26 protein-coding genes, 2 tRNA genes and 2 pseudogenes are annotated in these 22,842 nt (G+C 58.3%); 14 read left to right on the top strand and 16 right to left on the bottom strand.

Features of this window, described 5'->3' with window-relative positions; genetic code table 11:
- Positions 1 to 70 precede the first annotated feature (70 nt).
- Positions 71 to 262: a carbon storage regulator CsrA gene (csrA, locus tag ACF8R3_RS02325; RefSeq protein ID WP_058637808.1), complete on the top strand. Its 192-nt coding sequence runs from the start codon at positions 71 to 73 to the stop codon at positions 260 to 262.
- A 41-nt stretch (positions 263 to 303) separates the two neighbouring features.
- On the opposite strand, the gene ACF8R3_RS02320 is transcribed toward csrA, so the two are convergent.
- Genes ACF8R3_RS02320 through ACF8R3_RS02310 form a run of 3 tightly spaced genes read right to left on the bottom strand, consistent with a single transcriptional unit; the run spans position 304 to position 3,279 of the window.
- A complete protein-coding gene (locus ACF8R3_RS02320) occupies positions 304 to 657 on the bottom strand; it encodes a response regulator (RefSeq protein WP_196185389.1) in 354 nt (117 codons plus the stop codon).
- An 11-nt stretch (positions 658 to 668) separates the two neighbouring features.
- Positions 669 to 2,114, bottom strand: a complete 1,446-nt coding sequence (locus tag ACF8R3_RS02315) for an ATPase domain-containing protein (RefSeq protein WP_392514768.1) — start codon at positions 2,112 to 2,114, stop codon at positions 669 to 671.
- 10 nt (positions 2,115 to 2,124) lie between these two features.
- Positions 2,125 to 3,279 (bottom strand): nitrogen regulation protein NR(II), encoded by a 1,155-nt coding sequence (locus ACF8R3_RS02310; RefSeq protein WP_392514766.1) that lies wholly within the window; start codon positions 3,277 to 3,279, stop codon positions 2,125 to 2,127.
- Positions 3,280 to 3,570: 291 nt separating this feature from the next.
- On the opposite strand from ACF8R3_RS02310, the gene ACF8R3_RS02305 reads away from it, so the two are divergent.
- Positions 3,571 to 3,655 (top strand) — tRNA-Leu (locus ACF8R3_RS02305).
- Positions 3,656 to 3,714: 59 nt separating this feature from the next.
- Here the strand turns inward: ACF8R3_RS02305 and ACF8R3_RS02300 are convergent.
- The gene (locus ACF8R3_RS02300) at positions 3,715 to 3,906 is read right to left on the bottom strand and encodes a hypothetical protein (RefSeq protein ID WP_078478384.1); all 192 of its coding nucleotides are present in this window, start codon (positions 3,904 to 3,906) and stop codon (positions 3,715 to 3,717) included.
- Between the two features lie 435 nt (positions 3,907 to 4,341).
- On the opposite strand from ACF8R3_RS02300, the gene adhP reads away from it, so the two are divergent.
- The gene (gene adhP, locus ACF8R3_RS02295) at positions 4,342 to 5,352 is read left to right on the top strand and encodes an alcohol dehydrogenase AdhP (protein WP_392514764.1); all 1,011 of its coding nucleotides are present in this window, start codon (positions 4,342 to 4,344) and stop codon (positions 5,350 to 5,352) included.
- A 101-nt stretch (positions 5,353 to 5,453) separates the two neighbouring features.
- Here adhP and ACF8R3_RS02290 read toward each other — a convergent pair whose 3' ends face one another.
- Positions 5,454 to 5,687, bottom strand: coding sequence for a hypothetical protein (locus ACF8R3_RS02290; RefSeq protein ID WP_058637814.1), 234 nt, complete (start codon positions 5,685 to 5,687; stop codon positions 5,454 to 5,456).
- 365 nt (positions 5,688 to 6,052) lie between these two features.
- Here ACF8R3_RS02290 and ACF8R3_RS02285 point away from each other — a divergent pair, with 365 nt between their 5' ends.
- The 5 genes from ACF8R3_RS02285 to ACF8R3_RS02265 all read left to right on the top strand — a co-directional run bounded on the left by ACF8R3_RS02285 (position 6,053) and on the right by ACF8R3_RS02265 (position 9,235).
- Positions 6,053 to 6,274: a hypothetical protein gene (locus tag ACF8R3_RS02285; RefSeq protein ID WP_058637815.1), complete on the top strand. Its 222-nt coding sequence runs from the start codon at positions 6,053 to 6,055 to the stop codon at positions 6,272 to 6,274.
- A 36-nt stretch (positions 6,275 to 6,310) separates the two neighbouring features.
- Positions 6,311 to 6,547, top strand: a complete 237-nt coding sequence (locus ACF8R3_RS02280; RefSeq protein WP_078478382.1) for a hypothetical protein — start codon at positions 6,311 to 6,313, stop codon at positions 6,545 to 6,547.
- A 129-nt stretch (positions 6,548 to 6,676) separates the two neighbouring features.
- Positions 6,677 to 7,663, top strand: a complete 987-nt coding sequence (locus ACF8R3_RS02275; protein ID WP_058637817.1) for a DUF1852 domain-containing protein — start codon at positions 6,677 to 6,679, stop codon at positions 7,661 to 7,663.
- 27 nt (positions 7,664 to 7,690) lie between these two features.
- Positions 7,691 to 8,728, top strand: coding sequence for a methionine synthase (locus tag ACF8R3_RS02270; protein WP_196185384.1), 1,038 nt, complete (start codon positions 7,691 to 7,693; stop codon positions 8,726 to 8,728).
- Positions 8,729 to 8,800: 72 nt separating this feature from the next.
- Complete coding sequence (locus ACF8R3_RS02265; RefSeq protein ID WP_145254811.1) at positions 8,801 to 9,235, top strand: N-acetyltransferase; 435 nt, start codon at positions 8,801 to 8,803, stop codon at positions 9,233 to 9,235.
- Between the two features lie 124 nt (positions 9,236 to 9,359).
- Here ACF8R3_RS02265 and hcnC read toward each other — a convergent pair whose 3' ends face one another.
- The 6 genes from hcnC to ACF8R3_RS02235 form a co-directional block, all read right to left on the bottom strand.
- The gene (hcnC, locus tag ACF8R3_RS02260) at positions 9,360 to 10,598 is read right to left on the bottom strand and encodes a cyanide-forming glycine dehydrogenase subunit HcnC (RefSeq protein WP_058637820.1); all 1,239 of its coding nucleotides are present in this window, start codon (positions 10,596 to 10,598) and stop codon (positions 9,360 to 9,362) included.
- A gap of 1 nt (position 10,599) precedes the next feature.
- On the bottom strand, positions 10,600 to 11,994 hold the full coding sequence (gene hcnB / locus ACF8R3_RS02255; RefSeq protein ID WP_392514762.1) for a cyanide-forming glycine dehydrogenase subunit HcnB: 1,395 nt from the start codon (positions 11,992 to 11,994) through the stop codon (positions 10,600 to 10,602).
- Entirely contained in the window at positions 11,991 to 12,296 is a 306-nt protein-coding gene (locus tag ACF8R3_RS02250) for a (2Fe-2S)-binding protein (RefSeq protein ID WP_196185383.1), read from the bottom strand. The genes hcnB and ACF8R3_RS02250 overlap by 4 nt, the downstream gene beginning before the upstream one ends.
- 184 nt (positions 12,297 to 12,480) lie before the next feature.
- Positions 12,481 to 13,176 carry a lipopolysaccharide kinase InaA family protein gene (locus tag ACF8R3_RS02245; protein ID WP_196185382.1) on the bottom strand — a complete coding sequence of 232 codons (696 nt, stop codon included), beginning with the start codon at positions 13,174 to 13,176 and terminating at the stop codon, positions 12,481 to 12,483.
- Positions 13,177 to 13,382: 206 nt separating this feature from the next.
- Positions 13,383 to 14,657 carry a translesion error-prone DNA polymerase V subunit UmuC gene (gene umuC, locus ACF8R3_RS02240; protein WP_196185381.1) on the bottom strand — a complete coding sequence of 425 codons (1,275 nt, stop codon included), beginning with the start codon at positions 14,655 to 14,657 and terminating at the stop codon, positions 13,383 to 13,385.
- Complete coding sequence (locus tag ACF8R3_RS02235) at positions 14,647 to 15,075, bottom strand: LexA family transcriptional regulator (RefSeq protein WP_058603391.1); 429 nt, start codon at positions 15,073 to 15,075, stop codon at positions 14,647 to 14,649. The genes umuC and ACF8R3_RS02235 overlap by 11 nt, the downstream gene beginning before the upstream one ends.
- A 103-nt stretch (positions 15,076 to 15,178) precedes the next feature.
- Between ACF8R3_RS02235 and ACF8R3_RS02230 the strand changes: the two genes are divergently transcribed.
- Together ACF8R3_RS02230 and trbK are read left to right on the top strand one after the other, a co-directional pair.
- Positions 15,179 to 15,910, top strand: a complete 732-nt coding sequence (locus tag ACF8R3_RS02230; RefSeq protein WP_326383530.1) for an SOS response-associated peptidase family protein — start codon at positions 15,179 to 15,181, stop codon at positions 15,908 to 15,910.
- A gap of 111 nt (positions 15,911 to 16,021) precedes the next feature.
- On the top strand, positions 16,022 to 16,267 hold the full coding sequence (gene trbK, locus ACF8R3_RS02225; protein WP_058637826.1) for an entry exclusion lipoprotein TrbK: 246 nt from the start codon (positions 16,022 to 16,024) through the stop codon (positions 16,265 to 16,267).
- A 158-nt stretch (positions 16,268 to 16,425) separates the two neighbouring features.
- On the opposite strand, the gene ACF8R3_RS02220 is transcribed toward trbK, so the two are convergent.
- Positions 16,426 to 16,596 (bottom strand): hypothetical protein, encoded by a 171-nt coding sequence (locus ACF8R3_RS02220; protein ID WP_196135736.1) that lies wholly within the window; start codon positions 16,594 to 16,596, stop codon positions 16,426 to 16,428.
- Positions 16,597 to 16,688: 92 nt separating this feature from the next.
- Positions 16,689 to 17,850: pseudogene (locus ACF8R3_RS02215) on the bottom strand (IS3 family transposase).
- Between the two features lie 93 nt (positions 17,851 to 17,943).
- Between ACF8R3_RS02215 and ACF8R3_RS02210 the strand changes: the two are divergent.
- Positions 17,944 to 18,117: pseudogene (locus ACF8R3_RS02210) on the top strand (integrase); the annotation flags it as partial.
- Between the two features lie 108 nt (positions 18,118 to 18,225).
- On the opposite strand, the gene ACF8R3_RS02205 reads toward ACF8R3_RS02210, so the two are convergent.
- The 3 genes from ACF8R3_RS02205 to sohB form a co-directional block, all read right to left on the bottom strand.
- Positions 18,226 to 18,693, bottom strand: coding sequence for a hypothetical protein (locus ACF8R3_RS02205; RefSeq protein WP_153010268.1), 468 nt, complete (start codon positions 18,691 to 18,693; stop codon positions 18,226 to 18,228).
- Between the two features lie 348 nt (positions 18,694 to 19,041).
- Positions 19,042 to 19,115, bottom strand: a tRNA-Cys gene (locus ACF8R3_RS02200).
- Between the two features lie 151 nt (positions 19,116 to 19,266).
- On the bottom strand, positions 19,267 to 20,286 hold the full coding sequence (gene sohB, locus ACF8R3_RS02195) for a protease SohB (protein WP_078478378.1): 1,020 nt from the start codon (positions 20,284 to 20,286) through the stop codon (positions 19,267 to 19,269).
- A 199-nt stretch (positions 20,287 to 20,485) separates the two neighbouring features.
- Between sohB and ACF8R3_RS02190 the strand changes: the two genes are divergently transcribed.
- The 3 genes from ACF8R3_RS02190 (at position 20,486) to ACF8R3_RS02180 (ending at position 22,837) form a co-directional block, all read left to right on the top strand.
- On the top strand, positions 20,486 to 21,196 hold the full coding sequence (locus ACF8R3_RS02190) for a histidine phosphatase family protein (RefSeq protein WP_392514757.1): 711 nt from the start codon (positions 20,486 to 20,488) through the stop codon (positions 21,194 to 21,196).
- 56 nt (positions 21,197 to 21,252) lie between these two features.
- Positions 21,253 to 21,570: an SCP2 sterol-binding domain-containing protein gene (locus ACF8R3_RS02185; protein WP_058637884.1), complete on the top strand. Its 318-nt coding sequence runs from the start codon at positions 21,253 to 21,255 to the stop codon at positions 21,568 to 21,570.
- A 199-nt stretch (positions 21,571 to 21,769) separates the two neighbouring features.
- A complete protein-coding gene (locus tag ACF8R3_RS02180) occupies positions 21,770 to 22,837 on the top strand; it encodes a phosphotransferase family protein (RefSeq protein ID WP_058637885.1) in 1,068 nt (355 codons plus the stop codon).
- The last annotated feature ends 5 nt before the right edge of the window (positions 22,838 to 22,842 follow it).

Here is a 22,842-nt window from a genome sequence, read left to right as displayed (position 1 = left end):
AGGAAAAGGGATAGGCTCCCACCGCCAGGGCACATTGCCTGCGGACTTTTTTATCACCAAGGAGAAGTACATGCTGATACTCACCCGTAAGGTTGGCGAGAGCATCGTCATCAACGACGACATCAAAGTCACCATTCTGGGCGTCAAAGGGATGCAGGTGAGGATAGGCATCGACGCACCCAAGGATGTTCAAGTGCACCGCGAGGAGATTTTCAAACGCATCCAGGCCGGCAGCCCGGCCCCTGAAAAGCAAGACGACTGACACTGGTCATTCAAGCGGGCAGCAGGGATGCGCCCAAAGCCTCAGCCGCCCAATAGGCCACGCACGGTCGCAATCATCTCGCCCATGTCGAATGGCTTGTCGAATATTGCTGCGAATAATGCCGGGCATCCCTCGTTGGCCTGTGCGCCGCTCATGAGGATGACCGGCAGCGTCTGTAACGCAGGGTCAGCCCGCATGGCACGCACCAGCTCCTGGCCGTTGAGTACGGGCATCATGTAGTCGGTGATAACCAACTGCACCTGCACCCGGTTGAGCACCTCCAGTGCTTTCCGGCCATTACTCGCCTTTTCGATCGCATACCCTTCATCCTCCAGGGCAAACCCCAAGATGTCGGCTATCAGGTATTCATCGTCGACGATCAGCACGGTCTTCATGTAACTGAAACCTACAGGCTCCCTTGCGGCACAGCTGTGCCAGAGAGGGCCCCACTTGTGCCTTCGAATGCTCTGCGCAGTGTGATTCCCGTTGAAGCGATCACAAGCTCATGCAAGGACGCGTCGTGAGCACTGTCGCGCACTTTGAGGATTGAGAGCATGCGGCGCAAGGTGCCGTCATGCTCCACGAATCGCATCAGCACCAGGTTGTCGACGATGCTGGACAAGTCGGGCGCCGGCGCGCTGATCTCCGCACCGAAGATATCGCGCATTTCCCAGGTCAGCATCACACTCACCTGGCGAGCGCTCAGCTCCACGGTCAGCGCGCGAAAGAAGGCATTCAGGCGCCCGGGTTCCGTGGCCAGGCGGCTCAACGCGCCCAGGCTGTCGATCAGTACTCGCTTGGCGCCGGTTGCCTGTACCTGTTCGATCAAGCGCGCACCCAGCTGGTCCAACAGCACCTGCGTACTGGGCTCCCAGCACAGTGTCAGGCTCTGGGCCTGCTCCATGGCTGCAAAGTCGTACCCCAGTAAAGCCGCCTTGCTGTGCAGGCGATTGGGTGATTCATAGAAGCCGAAATGCAAACCGGGGGCCTGGGGTGTGCTGGCCGCCAGAAATGCCATGCCCAGCGACGTCTTGCCAATGCCCGAGGGGCCCATCAGCAGCGTGACCGATGCGGCGGACAGACCGCCATCGAGCATGTCGTCGAGCGTCGACACACCGCTGCTGATTCGTGATGCGGCTGCATTGCAGGGCGCAACGGGCTTGGCGAACAAGGACTCCAGACGCGGAAACACCGTCACACCGGTATCGTCTATCAGGCACTCGTGGCGCCCGGACAAGGCGCCACTGCCGCGGGTCTTGCGCAACTGAATCGTACGAACGGCGCGGCTACCCACCATCTGCTCACCCAGTTCGATCACGCCGTCGACCATCGTGTGCTCAGGGCTGCCCTCCTCAAGCCGCGCACTGGTCAACAACAGTACGGTGCAGCCGGCAAAAGCCGCATGACCTTGTAGTGCCAAGACGAATTTTTTGGTATCGAGCGATGTTTCGGCATGTACGCGAGCATTGAGTACGCCATCGACGATCAGCAGGCTGGCCTTGTGTCGACTGATCTCCTGCCTGAGCAACCGGACCACGGCATCAAGGCCATCCTGTTCCAGGGTATCGAAGGCGCTAACGAACTGAATCTGGTCGCCGACCATCGAGGGGTCGAAGAAGTCCAGCGTGCCCAGGTACTGAAATAACCGCTCATGGGACTCGCTGAGCAAGGTTGCCACCAGCGCCCGCCCTCCCTTGCGCACATGCTCGCAGGCCATCTGGTTGGCCAGGATGGTCTTGCCTGCCCCAGGTGGGCCCTGCACGATATACGACGCCCCCGCCACCAACCCACCTTTGAGCAGGGCATCGAGCCCGTCGATACCTGTCAGCAATCGCTTGAGTGTCTGAGTCATGCTGCGCCCCTTACGGCTCGATACCTGGCTGGCTTGAATGGACGGGCAAATAAAGCCGCATGCGGGTGCCGACCCCCAGCTCGCTGTGCACACTGATGGCACCGCCGCTTTGCCTGGCAAATCCGTACACCTGGCTCAGGCCCAGGCCGGTACCCTTGCCGAACGGCTTGGTGGTGAAGAAGGGTTCGAAAATACGTGGCAGCACCTCCGCCGCCATGCCCTCGCCGCTGTCCTGCACCTCGAAGCACACAAAGCGGCCATGCAGGCCGTCGACCTCGCCTGTCAGCAACACCGCTTCGACGGTCAGGACGATGTGGCCTTCCTCGGCAATGGCATCCCGGGCATTGAACAGCAAGTTGAGCAGCACCATTTGCAACTGACCAGCGTCCACTTCGATGCTGGGTAAATCAGGCTGCACCCGCGCATCCAGTGTGACCGAACTGGGCAGTGCATGAACAAGCAATCCATGGGTAGCGTCGATCAATTTGGCCGGCTCGATACAGGTCACCTCAAGCTTGCGGTGACGGGCAAAGCTGAGCAGTTGACGGGTCAGGTCGGTGCCGCGTTGGCCAGCCTCGAGAATATTGTGCAGCATGCGCTGAGCGCGCTCTGGGTCGGGTGCGGCAATGGCCAAGCGCGCAGAGCTGAGAATGATGGTCAGCAGGTTGTTGAAATCATGTGCCAGCCCCCCGGTCAGCTGACCCAGCGCCTCGAGCTTCTGGGCCTCGAACAACTGCGCTCTGACGGCGTCCAGCTGCATCGCCGACTCGCGCCGATCGGTAATGTCCCGCGTGACCTTGGCAAGCCCGACGACCTGGCCTTGATCATCGCGCACCACATCAAGGGCCACCAGTGCCCAGAAGCGCGTGCCGTCTTTGCGCTGGCGCCACCCTTCATGCCGCGACACGCCGTGTTCAAGCGCTTGACGCAGCAATTGCTCCGGCTTGCCTTCGGCGCAGTCTTCAGGCGTGAAGAACAGAGAAAAATGACGGCCCACCACTTCATCGGCGCTATAGCCCTTGATTCTCTGGGCGCCAGCATTCCACGAGGCGATATGACCGGTGGTATCCAGCATGTAGATGGCATAGTCCACCACGGACTGGACCAATTGCTCGTAACGATGAGCAGGCATTTCTGAATTGACCTGGCAATCAGTTGAAACCATGCGAGCTCCACCGGCACGGCAGGTAAACATAATCCAAACGACTAGATCTCAGACTTTGACGCACACTGTTCACCGTCGTTGCGCAGTCGTCAGCCCGACCATCACATCCAGTGACTTGGCTAACATTGGGCCAAGCTCATGCCACTGTCAATCGGCTGCTCGCGATGGGATGGGATGTGCGGAATACGACAGCCAAGGTTGACTCTGCTATAACGGTGGGTTATAAAGCCGCCTTGATTGCACAGCCCTTCTGTCTGAAGCGAGCCGGCCACCCGTGGCCCTTTCAAACGTGCGAGTGTGGTGGAATTGGTATACACAGCAGACTTAAAATCTGTCGGCGTGAGCCTTGCGGGTTCGAGTCCCGCCACTCGCACCACATCCTGAAGAAGGCGCCTAGGGCGCCTTTTTTGCTGCCTGCCTTTTGCTAGCCTGCCATTACTCATCATCGCAGTCGTCGAACCACGCAGGATGATTGCGCTCGTCCTCTTCAAGTTCCTCAAACGACGGCTCCTCGATCTCATCTTGCGCCCCATGAGCATCCGGCTCGAACGCGTCTTGTTCGTCATGAAGAAACTCATGATCCAGCAAATGATCATGCTCAGGTTCGTGCAGTTCGTCGTCGTGCATATGGGCCTCAATTCAAGTGGCACGCTTGTATAGGCTCAACTGCCTCTGAGGTCAACGCCGCAGTGATTTAATTCCAGGTTAATTCCACGCGCCCAATGTAGCGGCTCTCCCTTCAAAACGTTCTTGGCCCGCTGGTTCCTGGCGGGCGTTTTTTTGTCGGTCGTTCAGCAGGGCCTGTCACCGCCGTCTCGTACATTATCTTGGCGCACGACGCATCCATCACCTTCCCTTCACGAAATGATGACATTCACCTTGGCAATCTGAACCTGCTCCGTATGTTCTTGCAGCCCGCCGCATTCTTGCCGCGGGCTTTTCTTTTTGTCCCCGCCCTCCACGCCCCTGACTTTCTATGACCTGCGGCAGTTTCCCACATGCACGGTGGCGCTATTGTGCGTGGGCTATTTTCAAGTCAACCGGATAGACACGGAGGTTCACATGAAAGCTGCTGTCGTAGCCCCAGGCGGTCGCGTTGAGGTGGTCGAAAAAAGTATTCGCCCACTCGAATACGGCGAGGCGTTGTTGAAAATGCAGTGTTGCGGCGTTTGCCACACTGACTTGCACGTCAAGAACGGCGACTTCGGCGACAAGACGGGTGTTGTGCTGGGCCATGAAGGCATTGGCGTGGTGCAAGAAGTCGGTCCTGGCGTAAGCTCCCTCAAACGAGGCGACCGCGCCAGCGTGGCCTGGTTTTATGAGGGCTGCGGTCACTGCGAGTATTGCACCAGCGGCAATGAGACGCTGTGCCGACAGGTCAAGAACGCCGGTTACACCGTAGACGGTGGCATGGCCGAAGCCTGCATCGTCAAGGCCGACTACTCGGTAAAGGTACCGGAGGGGCTAGGGTCCGCCGCGGCCAGCAGCATTACCTGCGCAGGCGTGACGACTTACAAGGCAGTAAAGACATCCAATATCCGTCCCGGCCAATGGATCGCGATCTACGGGCTTGGCGGACTGGGCAACCTGGCACTGCAATACGCCAAGAATGTTTTCAATGCCAAGGTCATTGCGGTCGATGTCAACGAAGAACAACTGCGCTTTGCGACAGAAATGGGTGCCGATCTTGCCATAAACCCTTCCAGCCAGGATGCCGCGAAGGTCATCCAGGCACAGACCGGTGGCGCCCATGCCGCTGTGGTTACCGCCGTGGCCAAGGGCGCTTTCGATTCGGCCGTTGACGCGCTGCGTGCCGGTGGGCGACTGGTTGCCGTAGGGCTACCATCGGAAGCGATGAACCTGAACATCCCCCGCCTGGTACTCGATGGCATTGAGGTCATCGGTTCGCTGGTGGGGACGCGCCAGGACCTGCAAGAGGCCTTCCAATTTGCTGCCGAAGGCAAGGTGGTGCCAAAAGTCAGCTTGCGTCCCATCGAGGACATCAACCAGATTTTCGAAGAGATGCTCAATGGGCGCATCAAGGGCCGAATGGTGATTCAGTTCGAGGGTTGAACCAGGGGCACTTCACTCGAGCTCTGCGCAATAGGCAGCGGCCCTGCCCGTCAGGGCCGCAGGCCACTGCGGTGGCGGTTGTAGACTGATGAGCGCCGCGCTCAACGACCATGACTTCGAACCGCGTAGGCTGATGTGGGAGCTTTACGGCTGCGCCCCTCATATACCCACACTTGAGATACTGGCAGCTGTGCCATGACCTCGGCATCCTCCGCTTCGGTATGCGGCTTTTTACCTGTGTCCTTGGCCTTTACACACGCCTGCACACGCTCACGCTCGTCCGATGCCGCCTCGAGCATCTTGTTCAAAGATTCGACCATGCTGGAATAGTCCATTGCCTGACTCCTTTGCGGAAGGTGTTCACCTGATGAGCCTGATCATAGCGAGCCAACCTTTCAGAAACTGGCAACGCAAAACGCAATAAATCGTGGGTCTCCTACTTGATGACCCCTACTGCCGCGCGAGGTTCAGCCAAAGCGATCAACAGGTACCTTGAGACTAGCAGTCCTTGCTGTGTTTATCTGTCCCGACATCACATCAGCCCTGATCTACGCCGGCCTTGAACAGCTATCAGGTCTGCTACGTTCGTCGGAGAAGGTCACCAAGGGCCACATACTGCGCTCTACTTAAACAGGTATCCCCGTTTCCGGTCCAGAATCCACGGAACGTGGACGTCTCTGATTCAACAGGAGCCATTGTCATGACAGAAGAAGAAGCGCGCGATGTTGTCGAACGAATTCAAGATGAACTCAGCCGCCAGGCGCGGGTTGCCACGCGCATTGAAATACATGATTTGGGCCTATGGGAGTGTCTGGAGAAGGCGCACTTCAAAACAAGCACTCACGGCAACCTGTTGTTCGAAAAACCAGTCGTAATCGTACCCAAGTGTGATGCGTCCTACACCATCCTCTACACCTGTTGAGCCCATTAATTCAACCGTTCAATACAGGAGTTTCGGATGAGTGTCCGTAGTCTTACGAGGAACCTGCCTGCTGATCCTTACAATCCAGGGTGGGTACTGGGGTGGGGCGTATTGAGAGACCGTCATCCGTGGCACTTTGTCGACGTTTACGCTGATCAGCGTACGGCCTATATCGAAGCCCAGCGCCGAGGGGCGGGGTATGTGGTGGAATATGGCGCTCATCGCCTGGGCTCGAACGAATTTGTCTGTGGTGTCAGCCTTCCTGAAGGCTGACACGCGCGCCTGGCTTCATGAGCAGTCTTGATCCTGTGCTGAAATCAATTCAGTAGGGACACGGGTGCGCTCACTCTAAGATGGTCCCAACTTTACAGGGACAGACTCGACGAGTGGACCTCAATACTCATGACGCCTCAGAACATTACCTACTCGCTCAAACGCACGCGCTTTGACGAACATTATTGCCCGTGCCAAAACACGCGGCTGACCACAAACTTTGCCAACCTGGCCAGGGGTTCGCGCCGCGAACAGAACCTTCGCCAAACACTGGACATGATCAATAATCGCTTCAACGCGCTGGCGCACTGGGATAACCCTGCCGGTGACCGCTACACCGTGGAACTGGATATCGTATCGGTGCACATGCATTTCACAGCCGGGGTCACGAATACGCTGCTGCCCTTGATCGAAATACTGTCCACTACGGTGATCGATCATCATGCAGGCAAGCGTTTACCGGGTGTAGTCGGCAACAACTTTTCGTCCTACGTGCGCGATTATGATTTCAGTATTGTGCTGCCCGCCTATAACGCTCATCGCCCAAACTTCAGTGCCCCTGCCGATTTTGGAGCGCTCCACGGCAAACTTTTCAAAGGGTTTGTGGGCTCAACCGTTTACCAACAAACCTTCATCAAGCCGCCGGTCATTTGCCTGAGCGTGTCAAGTAGCAGAACCTATGAGCGCACGGGGCATTACCACCCCGTATTAGGGTACGAATACCGGCAAGACGAATATTCTTTGACCGATGCGTATTTCCAGAAAATGGGCTTGCGTGTTCGTTATTTCATGCCTGCCGGCAACAGGGCGCCGCTGGCCTTGTACTTTTCCGGCGACTTGCTCAATGACTACACCCCCTTGGAGCTGATCAGCAGCCTGAGCACGATGGAGACTTTTCAGAAAATCTATCGCCCCGAGATTTATAACGCCAATGCAACGGCTGGCGCCACCTATCAGCCCAGCTTGCAACACGAAGACTACTCCTTGACGCGCATTGTTTACGACCGTGAAGAGCGCAGCCGTTTGGCCATTGAACAAGGAAAGTTTGCTGAAGCCCACTTCATCAAGCCTTATCACATGCTGCTCGAACAATGGTCTGCACACTTCGCAGACTGATCGCCTCTTCGCACAAGGTCGAATTTCATGAACAAATTGCTTCCCACCTCTACCGCTGGCAGCCTGCCCAAGCCGACCTGGCTCGCTCAGCCCGAAACCCTCTGGTCGCCTTGGAAACTGCACGGCGATGCCCTGCTAGAAGGCAAGCAGGACGCACTGTGCCTGGCGCTGCAGGAGCAGTCGAGCGCTGGGATAGACATCGTCAGTGACGGCGAACAGACGCGCCAACATTTCGTGACCACCTTCATCGAACACTTGAGCGGCGTGGACTTCGAGAATCGGCAGACTGTACGCATTCGTGATCGCTACGACGCCAGCGTCCCGACAGTGGTGGGTACGGTCGCCAGGCGCAAGTCAGTATTCGTCGACGATGCCAGGTTCCTGCGTAAGCAGACTCGACAGCCCATCAAGTGGGCGCTCCCAGGGCCCATGACCATGATCGACACGCTGTACGACAGCCACTACAAGAGTCGCGAGAAGCTCGCGTGGGAGTTTGCCGTACTGCTCAACCAGGAAGCCAGAGAGTTGGAAGCTGCGGGTGTCGACATCATTCAGTTCGACGAGCCCGCCTTCAACGTGTTCTTCGATGAAGTGAACGACTGGGGCATTGCCACGCTCGAGCGGGCATTGGAAGGCCTGAAGTGCGAGACAGCCGTGCATATCTGCTACGGGTACGGGATCAAGGCCAACACTGACTGGAAGAAAACGTTGGGTACCGAGTGGCGCCAGTATGAAAAGGCATTTCCCAAACTCCAGAAATCCAGCATCGACATCGTGTCGTTGGAATGCCAGAACTCGCGCGTGCCCATGGACCTTATCGAGTTGATCCGTGGCAAGAAAGTCATGGTCGGCGCAATCGATGTGGCCACGCACATTGTCGAAACACCCGAGGCCGTTGCCGATACATTGCGCAAGGCGCTGGCATTCGTTGACGCCGACAAGCTCTACCCCTGCACCAATTGCGGCATGGCGCCCCTGCCCCGCTCGGTTGCCCAAGGCAAGTTGCGGGCCCTAAGTGCGGGTGCTGCAATCGTGCGGCAGGAATTGTCAGGTGCAGATCAGTAATAGGCGCACGTCAACTTGCGTTTGACGTTAGGGTCGCTTAGGGTCCTGCGGCGTCAAACAGGAGGTCATGACATGCTACGCCCCTATGTACTGCCGGATACCGATGCGGTACTGCAGATCTGGCTCGATGCATCGGTCCAAGCTCACCACTTCGTGCCTCGCGCCTTCTGGGAGGGCCAGCTCGAAGCGATGCGGACCGTTTACCTGCCCGCTTCGGAGACGTTCGTCTTCGAGCAGCACGCAACCGTCGAGGGCTTCATTTCTCTACTCGGGGAAACGGTAGCTGCGCTGTTCGTCGCGCCTGCGTCACAAGGCATGGGCATCGGTAGCCGCCTGCTCGACTACGCCAAGCAGCGCTCGGCACGCCTGGAATTGAAGGTGTACAGCGCTAATGAAAGCGCGGTCGCGTTCTACCAACGTTCTGGCTTTTCAATCGTGGCTCATGGTGAAGATGAACACACCGGTGCCACTGAGCTGACCCTTCAGTGGCTGGCGGCGACCTCTTGAATCCATAGCTTGCGCTTCACTGCCTGCCGCACCCTTTGCCATGGGTCAACCGAGTAGCCACATTTTAATGCATTGCCTGACGCACAGCCTGGCGAGCCGCTTTCACACGACCCGCCAGCCCCTCTCATGCCGGCATTGCCGCCTTGCTGAACCGCTCCGCCAGAAACGGGGTGATGTCCAATGGCAACGCCTCCTCGTGGATCACCTTGTCCAGCATTACCCCCGTGATCGCCGAGGTCAGCACCCCGGTGCGGAAATGCCCGCAGGCGTTGAAGTAACCCTGCATGTCATCCACGGGCCCGAGGATGGGTAGCTCATCGGGCGAGCCTGGCCGCAGGCCGGCCCAGGTACGCTTGAGGTTGACCTGTTCGAGTGCCGGCATGCAGCGTATGGCGCCCTGGACCAAGCTGCTTATCTCCGGGAAGGTCGTGGTGACATCGAAGCCTTTCTCCTCGGTGGTGCTCCCGATGAGAATCTCCCCATTGTCCTTCTGCGCCATGTAGCAGTCACTGGTGGTGATGCAGCCATCAAGCAGCTTGGGTAGGCGCTCGGTCAATACGATCTGCCCCTTGACGGGTTTGACGGGGATGGAGGTGCCCGTGGCCCACTCGCTCAATTCGGCGGCCCAGGCGCCGGCCGCATTGATCAGCGTGTCGCAGTGGAAGTCACCGGCCTGTTCGGTACGAACCCCTTTGATGCGTCCGCCTTGGTGCAACACGTCGGTGACACGTGTGTTGAGATACAGATCGACGCCATTTTGCCGCGCGCCTTCCATGTACGCGTCGCCAAGGCGAAACGGGCTGAGCTGGTGGTCACAGAGAAACTCCAGCGCACCGTGCGCGCTTTCGGTGATCGATGGCTCCGCCTTGCGCAGTGCCTGGCGGTCAAGCCAACGGATCTGTGACTGCAGGTGAGGGATGTGCTTGACGATGTGCTCGGCATAAAGCTGATCTTCATCGTCCTGGATCACGTACTTGAGCCCAGTGCGCTCGAACTTGAAGTCCATCCCGTGGCGCTCGATCAACTCCTGGTGCAGTTGCGGGTAAAGCGCGTTGGACTCAAGCGCCAGATCGAAGAAGCATTGCGGCAGGATATGCGGTGTGCTCGAGTCCACGGCCACCGCCGCGCCATGGGCCTGGCGCTTGGCCTGGGAAGACAGCATGCGAAAGAAAATCACCCCACAGCCCAGGCCCACCGATTCGCCAATGGCCCACAGCCCACCTGCCGAGGCACGCGTGGCGTTGCCGGGGCGTTTGTCGTCGATCAGGGCGATGCGCAGGTTGCCGCGCTTGGACAGCTGGTACGCGCAGGACGCGCCAATTACACCGGCACCGGCAATCACGATGTCATAGGTCTTGTTCATGTCAGGCCTCCGTGCCCACGTGCTTGAATGCCGAAAACGGTACCGGGTCTACTGGGAATCGAGGACGCAACCAACCTACATCAGCGCGGCCAGTGGCGGCGCGCAGTCGATCGCTGCAATAGCCCACGCACATGCGCCCCTGGCAATCCCCCATGCTCACCCGCGTGCGCATCTTCAGCCCGGCCATGTCTTGAACCCCCTGCTCCAATGCTAGATCAATGGCGTCGCGCGTCACCTGCTCACAGCGGCAAATCACTGTGTCAGCCTGTGGCAACTCGACCTGCGCTGGCCCCCGCGCGGTATAGCGCTCAACGCCGGAGCGGAAACGCTTGATGCCTGCCAACTGGCCCAGGTAACGCTCGCGCCGTTCAATGGCCTGCGCGGCGTTCAGCACGCCACGCTGCTGCAGAATTGACACAGCCGCGATGCGCCCGGTCAGCATGGCCGCCTCCCCTCCGCGGATGCCGGCCATGTCGCCTGCCAGGTGAATATGTTCCAGGCTGCTTTGCTGCCATACGTTGCACTCGGCGCGCAGATAGCCATCGGTGCTGTAGCCATGGGCAAGGCCCAATTGCTGGCTGAGCTGCGTACGCGGAATGAAGCCGTAGCCTACTGCCAGCGTCTGCACCGACTCGCGGCGCACCTGGGTCATGTCCGCCTTCCAGGCATCGTCGTACGGCGCCACGCTGACTTCGGCCAACTCACCTTCGCCCCGCGCCTGGACCACGCCCCAGCCGTAGTGCATGGGAATGCCGTGCAACTTCAGGTAGGCCAGCATGCTCAGGCCGTCGAGGAACAGCTGGGGCTTGTTCATCAGCGCCAGGCTCTGGCGCGCGATACGGTTGAACGCACAGGCCTCGTATACCCCCGCCACCTTGGCACCGGCGGCGTGCAACTGGCAGGCAACCAACGGCAGTAGCGGGCCTGTGCCAGCGATCAGGGTCGTGCCCAGTGGCTTGACCACGTTACTTTTGATCTGCAGTTGCAACCCGCCGAGCAGAATGACGCCCGGCAGGGTCCAGCCTGGAAACGGTACATTGCGTTCATGGCAACCGGCTGCCAGGATCAGCTGCTCGAAGGCCAGCGGCTGCAACTGCTCCTGCTCGTCGAGCACTACCAGGCTACGGTCATCACCGCCCACGACGCGGCTATTGAGCCGCAGGTCGATAGACTGCGCACGGGCGGCGAAGTCGGTGTGCAGTTTACCCAGGGCCTTGCTGTAACGAGCGCCCAGGTAGCCCAAGTCGACACCTGCGCGCAGCGGGCCACGATAGACCACCCCGCCGGGGCGCGATGCCTCGTCGATCAGCGTGCAGCGCACGCCCGCGTCCGCCAGCTCGATGGCGGCAGCCATCCCCGCCGAGCCCCCTCCGACAATGACTGGATGCCCACTCATACCCGCGCCTCCCCGACAACCGCATTGACCTGGGTTTCGATGCGCATGCCAGCCCGCACCAGCGTCTGACAAGCGCGCCGCTTGGGGCGTCCGTCGATAGCGACCAGACAGCAATGGCACACCCCCATGCCGCAGAAGGCGCCACTGACTTGGCCATGGTCGTTGAGGGCGAGCTGACGCACGCCCACGGCATTGAGCACACTCAGAACCGTTTCGCCAGGGGCGGCAGACACGGCAGTGCCATTGATGGAAAGGGGGATTTGTTCAGCCGGGAGTGGCTGTATATCGAGGGTTCGTTCCATGAAATGTCGTCTGCCTTCCGTGATTGAAAGACAGACAGACTACGGGAGGCGTCAGGCCGAAAAATTGACCTGGGACGGGGTTTTACGACGCAACCTTGCCACTTGGTGAGAAACGTCTGTAAGCGAAGTCGCCTTCTACCAGTGGAATCAGCGCTTCAAAACCCCTGACACTTCTAACATGGCGTCAGAGAAATCGCTCCACATCCATGCCGAACACTTGCCGATACCCCCTGCAAAATGCCTCCCATTCGGTCGGTGCCCAGTCAGACCTGCGCTTGACCTGTCGTAAGTCGTGACGGCTAGCTTTCATCGCGGTCAGCCGCTGCCTGGCCTTTTCGAAATCCAGCAGCGCGATCTTGATGCCAGACTCGTCGAAGGCGACGAACACATGCTTCAAATACAGGCAACCATGCTGCCAACGCCCGAGATTCAGCGTGGCCAGCGCGCGCCCATACGCCTCGAGAATATCGTGGTGCAGCTTGGGCTCGATGGTCTTGTCCAGGCCTTGGAGGTAGAAGTCTTCAAGCGATACATACCCGTCCAGCCCTGCCGTGACCATCACCGCACGCCACTCACCGTCCTGCTTGTGGACGTCACTGTGCAGCAGTAACGGCGTAGCGACGCCCAGCGCTGCAGCGGCGCGCAGCGCCTTGGCTTCGCGGGCCACCGTCGGATAGCCGAACGGGTGGATCAGGCTGCGATAGATATGGCCGACCTGCTGCTTCTTGTAGAACGTGAAGCCGTCGAGCTCGACCTTCAATACACCACTCTCGCCGCCCCTGCGGATATTTGGCGGCTCTACCCACACCCCAGGAGCACTCAGAATGGCCTGCACCGGTGGATGAGAGGCCTCAAGGCCAGACGCGCTAACGTGTTTCATTAAAACCTGCTGAATATTGAGCCACACTGCGGCAAGGGGCGAAATATATCAGTCAAATCTGAAAGAAAGCGATTATTGCGACACGGCGTTGATCGTTTTTTACAGGCATGAACGGACAAAACTGCGGGCGCAATCGCCATTGTCAGACAATCCGGCAGCCGTAAGCTTCAGTTGCGCCAGTTCGCCGACGTCGAGCCACCTCCCGCTCAACCCCTGATAGTCCATAGCTGATCGATTCGGGTGGTGTAGGACTGGCTCATCATCTCCCGTTTCATGCCCCAGTCCGGTGCGGCTGGTACGCTAGCCGCACGGACCGTCCCCCTGCCCCAACGCTCATTGATACTGTCCATTACTTCCATGAGACGATCACAGGCTGCCGATTGCCTGGGGGCGAACAAGTCACCCGAAAAATCACCCGGCTGACGCAGGTCCATCAGTAGCACCTCCGCCTTGCTGTAACGAAGCCCCGGCCGGAAGATCCGCTCCACGGCATCGGTAGCCAATCGGGTCAGCAGCAGCGTGTCACAGGTCGGATAGGGAAGCTCCACCCAGGCGCCTTGGGCATGGTGCACTTCGTTCGGGTTGAACATGCCCGTGCGGATGCTCACCCGCATGCGCTTGCACACCGACCCCTGGGCCCTGAGCTTCTCGGCAGCACGGCCGACATAGGTGGCCACCGCCTGCTTGATCGGCGCCAGCTCGCTCAGGCGCATGCCGAACATTCGGCTGCTGCAGATTTCCTGCTTGGGCGGTTCGACATCGTCCAGTTCCAGGCAAGGAGTGCCCGCCAGTTCCCTGGCCGTTTTTTCCACCACCACGTTGAAGCGTTGTCGCAACGTCCAGGCATCGGCGCGGGCCAAATCCATTGCCGTACGAATGCCCATGCCCTCCAGGTGCGCGGTCATCTTGCGCCCGATGCCCCACACCTCCTTGACCGCAGTATTGCGCAGCACCCAGTCCCGTTTGACCGGGTCGGTGATGTCCACCACGCCGCCCGTGTGGCGCTGCAGCCGCTTGGCAGTGTGGTTGGCCAGCTTGGCCAGGGTCTTGGTGCGTGCGATACCCACACCGACAGGAATGCCGGTGCACTGGGAGATGCGCAAGCGCAGCCGGTGCCCGAACAGCGTCAGGTCCTGGGCCATGCCAGTGAGCTCAGCAAAACATTCGTCGATGCTGTAGACCTCGGTAGCAGGCACCATCGATTCGATCAGCGTCATCACCCGCTCGCTCATGTCGCCATACAACGCGTAATTGCTACTGAATGCCACGACACCGTGCCGGCGGAGTTTTTCCCGCGCCTGAAAATAAGGCTCGCCCATTTTCACGAATGGCTTGGCGTCATAGGACCGGGCAATGACGCAGCCATCGTTGTTGCTCAGCACCACGATCGGCGTCTTCGCCAGATCGGGCCGAAATACGCGCTCACAGCTGGCGTAGAACGCGTTGCAGTCGATCAGCGCGAATATCGGCTCACTGCGCATGATCGCGGACGCTATAGCGCACCACGCCCCAAATGAGCAGATCATCACCCTCCATGACATAGCGCGGCGGGTAGGCTCGGTTCTCAGACTTCAAGATCACCACACCGTCACGTCGGTGCAGGCGTTTGCACACCGGCTCACAGTTGATGGCCGCAATCACGATATCCCCGTGCTCGGCCTCGCGCCCCCGGTCCACCACCACGATATCGCCCGAATAGATGCCAGCGCCTTGCATGCTGTCACCCTCCACTTTCACCAGATACACATGCGGTGCGCGGATGTCGAATAGCTCATCAAGGGATATGTGGCCTTCAAGATGATCCGCGGCAGGCGATGGAAAACCGGCTGGAACGTAGTACGAATAAATCGGGAGTGGTTCAGAGCTGCCACATGGCGCGCCCAGGAAGGTGATGGTCATGAGAGAAAGTCCAATGCAAACTGTATGCATATACAGTTAAACTGGCTTCGGCGAATGGGTCAATCCTGAACGTGTGAATTTCTGACGGACGAGAGGTGGATACATGTGCGGACGCTACTCGATCTACGAGTCGATGGATCACTACTTGCGGCAGCTGGCGCTGGATCTGGTGGTGATCAACGGCTATGACCATGAACCGATCGATCGCTATAACGTGGCGCCTTCTACCCGTGTCGAAGTTATACGCCAGGCTGAGGATGGCCTGCATATAGACAAAGTGAAGTGGGGATGGTCGCCTCACTGGGCCAAAGGCAAGCGACTCGACCCCATCAATGCCCGGGCCGAAACCGCAACCACTGGCAAGTTCTTCAAGAGTCTCTGGCCACATGCACGAGCGCTCGCCCCCGCCAATGGCTGGTTTGAATGGCTGCCAGATGCGCAAAACCCCAAGCGCAAGCAACCCTACTACATCACCAGTGCCGACGGTGCACCGCTCTACTTTGCCGCGCTTGCCGAAGTTCACCAGACCCTTGAACCGGACGAGCGCGATGGTTTCGTGATCATCACGGCAGCCGCTGACCAAGGCTTGATCGATATTCATGACCGAAAGCCCCTGGTGTTGGCACCGCACCTTGCCAGGGAGTGGTTGGACCCTGCCACTTCAGCGCAGCGCGCCGAGGCGATCGTGGCGGCAGGCTGCCGTCCGGCCACTGACTTTCGCTGGCATCCGGTCGACAAGGCCGTTGGCAATGTTCGTAACCAGGGTGCGCAACTGATAAGGCCGATTGCCAAAGAGAGCAGGCAGGGTGATCTCGAGTTCCGAATAGAACGTTAGGCGGGGGTGTGCTAGCCAAATAACACAGCTGGCCTGATAGGCTGCGCACCCGCAGGCTGGGTAACAAACAGCTTGCACGCACTTTGAAAGAGACCGACGAAGGATTACGTCATGGACCGCAAACGCTCCCACCTCCTCCCGCTTGTTGGGTTGATTACCCTGCTGGCAGGCTGCACGGAAGAAAAAGTGCCTGAGCCAACGGCAGACAACTGTGGCCCGCAGCTGTACGAAAAAAACCTTGCCAGTTTGTCAAAGGAAGCCAACCGCAAGGAATTCATTGCCAACTGCGAGAGTTTCCTGGCAGCGAAAAAAATGACGGAATGGAAGTTCGAGAAAAGTCCCAAGGGCAAGTATTGATCAGCTGGCCCAGGTGATTGCAAATCCGGTGATCTAACCAGCAGAAACGCCGCCTTTACAGGCGGCGTTTCTGGCGAACTCCGGCCCTCAGGCCTTTGCGCACGAGTACGCCGTTAGCAGAAGCGGTGACTGCGCATGGTCATTGCTTCGAAAGTGAGTCAAGGTTTGAAGCCTTTGTCCTGGCTTTCGTCAGGTGGTGTGATATTCCAGAAATTGTCACTGGCCTCTTGCTGTTCCTTGGCCTTCTGATCAGCCTCGGAGTCGAAACAGCCCCCAAGCAAGAGCGCTGTTACAGCAATACAAGCGATTCCGGTAGTCGTGCGTGTCATGGTCCCCTCCTGTAAATTTTATGCTTCCTACCCAATCTGAAATTGGGTGCATCATGGATGCTCAAGATCAGCCATTGTTCCGTTTGTAGTGGTCAACTCATTCCGGACACGGTTTTGAGTTTTCCTTCAGCTTTTGCCGGAGCCAGCCCATTGTTGAATTGATGCGGCCGGATCCAGTTGTAGTGCCTCATCAGGTATTGGCTGATGTCTCGTTGAGCTTGCTGCCCAGTCAGGTATCCAGTGGTCGGTATCCACTCCGATTTCAAGCTACGAAATACTCGCTCCATCGGCGCATTATCCCAGCAGTTACCTCGGCGGCTCATACTCTGGCGCATGCGGTAGCGCCACAGTCTCTGGCGGAACTGACGGCTGCCATATTGCGACCCCTGGTCTGAGTGGAACAGTAGCCCTTGAGGTTTGCCACGTTGTTCGTAAGCCACGTCCAGCGCCTTGACCACGAGGTCTGCGTCCGGCTTCTCTGATAGGGCCCAGCCCACCACTCTGCGTGCATAAAGATCCAAGACAACTGCCAAGTAGTGCCATTTGCCCTGCGCCCAAATGTAAGTGATGTCGCCACACCAGACCTGATTTGGCGCTTCGACATCAAACGCCCGGTTCAAAATATTCGGAATATCTGGCCGCTCCACTGTGGCCTTTTTGTACGCATAGGCCCCTGGCTGCTTGCTGACTAACGCTAGCTCACGCATCAGGCTGCGCACCTTGAACCGCCCGATTTGCTCACCTTCCTCTTGCATCATCGCCTTGACGCTACGGCTGCCGGGCGCACTTCGCCCTCGCGCGAACAACTCATTCACTCGACTGCGCAATCGCAGTCGTTCGACGTCCGGAGTTCGTCTTCTATGACGATGGGCGTAGTAACTTGAGCGAGTGACTTCGAACACCTCGCACAACCAATCAACGGCTCATGGGCGCTGAGCTGATGGATCAGCGAATACGCTCGAGATCTTCCGACATCAAGAGCGCGGTAGCCTTTTTTAGTATTGATTTCTCGCGTTCAAGGCGCGTTATCCGAGCTTCAAGCTCTTGGATCTTTTGCTGCTCTGGCGTCAACGCTTTGCTGACCGGCGTGATGCCGCCACGCTCCTGCTGAAGCTGATTAACCCAGCGGCGCAGGGCCGACTCGACCAAGCCGAGCGAGCGGGCTGCTTCGGCATGACTGTAGCCTTGGTCGAGCACCAGACAGGCTGCTTCGCGCTTGAACTCAGGGGTAAAGGTACGGCGTTGCTTGGTCATCAGACACCTCTTTGGGGCGAGCATTCTCGCCTAAATGAGTGTCCGGTTTCATTAGACCACTACACTAAGGTCAAGGCCGAGGTAGAGAATAAGCTGGAGTTGGCCAACCGAATCGCCCAGTTCCAGTTCCGCGACATCCGACCGAAAGCGGCGTCGGAGATCAACGACCTGAGCGAAGCCAGCTTGCTGCTGGGTCACTCGAAAGAGGGAATCACCGAACGTGTTTATCGCCGCGTCGGAGCCATCGCCAAGCCCTCGAAAGAATGACTGCGGGCTCCAGCAAAGCACCGCAGTTTTTTGTGAGCGACGCGTCGGACTGTCATAGCTAACTACCCAGACGTCTAAATTTCACTGACGGTCCGGGACCCTAGTTAACTAACCCTCTGCTAGTAAGCAATCTGCAATCGCCGTACTGATAGCGTCCAGCTTAAGTCGAGCGCTGTCCACATACTGAGCCGCCTCGCTACTACCTGGTAACGGCGCCTCATTGGCACTCCAAGTCCCACGGATTTTGAGGTTCCTGTAGTCGAACAGATTTTTTTGCTGTGAACTACTGACAGTGAGCGAAAACATGAGCTCATAGTTCAGCGGTGTCCCCATTGTCATGGGTACAACGAACGTCACCTGATCCTTGCCTTGTGCGGTTATGCGGGTCTTCGACGAATTGAAGAGGGCCGCCCCGGTCAGGCCAGGCACATTTTGGCCGAAGCAGAATTGCAATGCATCAGGATTGCCGGACCCGCCTGGCTTCAATATTTGAACTCGATCAACGCTATACCCACCGTACTGATTCTGGACAATCGACACTCCCTCAGGAGCCGGCGAGTACGGTTTGATCTGCATCGCCGTACACCCAGTCAGAAAGGCTACGCCAAGAAACGTGCCAAACCTCACCGCTGCCCTCATAGAATTCCCTTAAAGATGGCTAGAAGCGGGCAAGAATATCAAAACGCCACATGTTCGAGCTAGTTCAACTCTTTTCTAGCCGAAGGCTTTTGCGGGGGATCTGCACCTCTTGGCTAGGGTGCACGCTATGGTCAAACGACTCCAGTTGGTCGCTGATGCAGTACAGCGCTAGGGCCTCTAAGGGTCGAAGTTTCGGAACTCCACACCTCTTATTTCGGAACTCTTGGCTTTTCTAACGCGCAAATAAAAACCCCGCAGACGTCGATCTGCGGGGCTTTCGAATGGTGGAGGCCGAGGTCGGAATCGAACCGGCGTAGACGGATTTGCAATCCGGAGCATAACCACTTTGCTACTCGGCCTCAAAGTCAGGATCTAGCAGCTTACGCTTCGCTGTCTCCCCGAAACACCGCACCTTTAAAGCTTGCTGCGTTTCGATGGGCGCCATTATGTCTACATTCACTTAACCGTGCAACCCCCTGAACGAAAAAAAATTTCAGCAGGTTCAAGGTGTTAGCGCAGGCGGCCAAGTTTGCTCCATAACCCCACCAGCGTATTCTCCACGGTGCCGCTGGCCGCCATGCCAATACGCTCCTGCAGGCTCTTGCGCTCTGCGAAGTGCAGGTGGAACAGGTTGGCACTGCGCGCACGCTCGCTGAGGTATTCATCGCTGGTCTGCAACGTATCCACCAGCTTGCGGTTCAGGGCTGCAATGCCCAGCCACACTTCACCGGTGGCTACTTCATCAATATGCAGCTGGGGACGGTAGCGGGCGACGAAGTCCTTGAACAGTTGATGGGTCACATCCAGGTCTTCCTGAAACTTCTCCCTGCCCTTTTCGGTGTTTTCACCCAGCACGGTGAGGGTGCGCTTGTATTCACCGGCAGTCAGCATCTCGACATCGATGTCGTGCTTCTTCAACAGGCGATTGATGTTGGGCAACTGTGCCACTACCCCGATGGAGCCGAGCACAGCAAAAGGTGCGCTGATGATCTTCTCGCCAATGCAGGCCATCATGTACCCGCCGCTTGCAGCCACCTTGTCGATGCACACCGTCAAGGGGATGCCGGCCTGGCGAATGCGGACCAGCTGGGAGGCAGCCAGGCCATAGCTATGTACCAGCCCGCCCCCGCTTTCCAGGCGTAGTACCACCTCGTCTTGAGGGGTGGCGAGGGTGAGCAGTGCGGTGATTTCGTTGCGCAGGCTTTCAGTTGCAGATGCTTTGATGTCGCCGTCGAAATCGAGCACGAAGACCCTGGCTTTTTCTTCTGCCTTGTCCTTGCGGGTTTTCTTTTCGGTCTTGGCCTGCTGCTTGCGTAACGCCTTGAGCTGAGCCTTGTCGAGCAGGCCTGATTCCAACCGCTCGCGCAGGTCCTTGTAGAACGCGTTCAGGCGGGTAACCTGCAATTGCCCACCCGGTTTGCGCCGCCCTTTACCGCGCAAGCCGGCAATGGCCGACAGCACGATGAGAACAGCGATGACCAGGGTGGCGGTTTTGGCGAGAAAGCTTGCGTATTCGGCAAGAAACTCCACGGTGACTCCTTCGATAGCTGCGCCAGAGGGCGCGTGAATGGTACAAGCATACCGGTGCACCTAAAGCGCTGCCAGGGGATGTAAACGCTGGCAATACCTTTCAAACGACCTTTTCAAACGCTTGTATGTTTTTCGTTGACAGCGCCGTGCACCGCACCCTAACCTCAGCAGCAACCTTCAATGGCGGAAGCGTTCGTTCGTGGGCAACCTCTACCTGATTCGACACGGCCAGGCCTCCTTCGGCGCACAAGACTACGATGTGCTGTCGCCCGTTGGCGCGCGCCAGAGTCAGGCGCTGGGTGAGCACCTTGCTCAGCTAGGGGTACGGCTGGAGCGGTGTGTGGCAGGTGATCTGCGTCGCCAGCAGGACACTGCCCGCCTCGCCCTTCAAGCAATGCAGGCCGGTGGCAACGCCGTGCCGGCTGTTGAGACCGACGCGGCTTTCAACGAATTCGACGCCGATGGGGTGATCCGTGCGCTGTTGCCTGGTTTGTCGATAGACGAACCCAACGCGCCAGCCATCCTGAGCAATGTCGCGCAGCACCGCAGCGAGTTTCAGCGCCTGTTCGCGCTGATGGTGCAACGCTGGCACTCAGGAACCCATGGCAGCGACGAGTTGGAAACCTGGGAAGCGTTCACTGCCCGCGTGCGCGAGGGGCTGAACCGCGTGCTGGACAGCGCAGGCAGTGGCGACAACATTGCCATTTTCACCTCCGGTGGCACCATTGCCGCCTTGCTGCACTTGGTTTCAGGCATTACCCCGGATCAGGCATTTGCCTTGAACTGGCAGATAATCAACACGTCGCTGAGCCAATTGAAGTTCAGAGGCCGCGACGTGGCATTGGCTTCTTTCAACAGTCAAGCCCATGTGCAACTGTTGAGGACGCCGGAGCTCATCACCTACCGGTGAGCCCGGCCTGTTGTGTCCCTGCGGGGACGTGAAAATCACTCTATAAGGAATGCGCCATGACCTCCGTAGCTGATGCCGTCAAAAAGATGCAAGAGAAATTCAACCCATCCGCTGCCCAAGGCCTGGACCTGGTATTCGGCTTCAACATCACCGATGAAGACAAGCACTACGCCCTGATCGTCAAGGACGGCACCTGCGAACTGCAGGAAGGCGAGAATCCAGACGCCAACTGCACGTTGGTAATGGACAGCGAAACACTCAAGGGCATCGTCAGCGGCGAAACCGACGGTATGCAGGCTTTCATGGGCGGCAAGCTGCGCGTGGAAGGCGACATGATGCTGTCGATGAAGCTCAGCGAACTGTTCCCATCCTGAGCAGCATCCTTGGATGACCCTGAACCGAAGCCCATAAGGCTTCGGTTTTTTTTGGTCTGGCGCTTACCGGCACGGCAAGCATCAAAGGTGTTGATCGACCGGCAACACCCTGGCCAATAGCGACCTGGGACGCTTGTCCCAACCGAGCGCAAGCATTAGATTGCAAAATAGTCCGAGTGATCGAGAATAAGGAAAACCCATGACGCTCACCGACCAGTCCACGCAAGTACGTTCCGGCGAGGAGCTTGACCTGGCAGCCATCGACCGCTACCTCAAGGCGCACATTGACGGCTTGACCGGTGCGCCCGCCGTCAGCCAGTTCCCGGGTGGTGCGTCCAACCTCACCTACCTGGTCAAATACGCTGACCGAGAACTGGTCTTGCGCCGTCCGCCGTTCGGGCAAAAAGCCAAGTCGGCGCACGACATGGGGCGTGAGTTTCGTATTCTCAACCAGCTCAACAATGGGTTTCCCTACTGCCCCAAGGCCTATGCGCACTGCACCGATACCCACCTGATCGGCAGTGAGTTCTACGTCATGGAGCGCGTCAAAGGGGTCATTCTGCGCTCGGACATCCCCACTGCACTTAACCTCGATGCTGCACGCACCACGGCGTTGTGCAAAAGCTTCATTGACCGCTTGGTGGACTTGCATCGCGTGGACTACAGCGCCTGCGGCTTGAGCGACCTGGGCAAGCCGGACGGTTACGTGCAACGCCAGATAGAAGGGTGGGCCAGCCGCTACGACAAGGCCATGACCCCCGACGCACCGCGCTGGGAGCAGGTCAAAACTTGGTTGCGCGAGAAAATGCCTGCCGACCACGTCACACCTGCAATCGTGCATAACGACTACCGGTTCGACAATGTCATCCTGGATGCCGACAACCCGATGCGCATCATTGGCGTGCTGGACTGGGAAATGGCCACCTTGGGCGACCCCTTGATGGACCTAGGCAACAGCCTGGCGTACTGGATCCAGGCAGACGACCCGGCGCCGGTACAACTGATGCGTCGTCAGCCGAGCAACGCGCCGGGCATGCTTACCCGGCGCCAGTTCGTGGACCATTACGCCGAGCGTGCAGGCATCGACCTGGACAACTTCGATTTCTACTACTGTTACGGTCTGTTCCGTCTGGCCGGCATCGTCCAGCAGATCTACTTCCGTTATTTCCATGGCCAGACCCAGGACAAGCGTTTCGCCCAATTCATTCACATGAACCGGCTGCTGGAGCAGATGACCTTGCAGGTCATTGCCAAGTCCAGCCTTTGATCACC

Source organism: Pseudomonas sp. FYR_7, assembly GCF_043106155.1.
Taxonomy (GTDB): Bacteria; Pseudomonadota; Gammaproteobacteria; order Pseudomonadales; family Pseudomonadaceae; genus Aquipseudomonas; species Aquipseudomonas parafulva_B.
The sequence above is the reverse complement of the archived record's forward strand: the minus strand, read 5'-3'. Positions and strand labels throughout refer to the sequence as shown.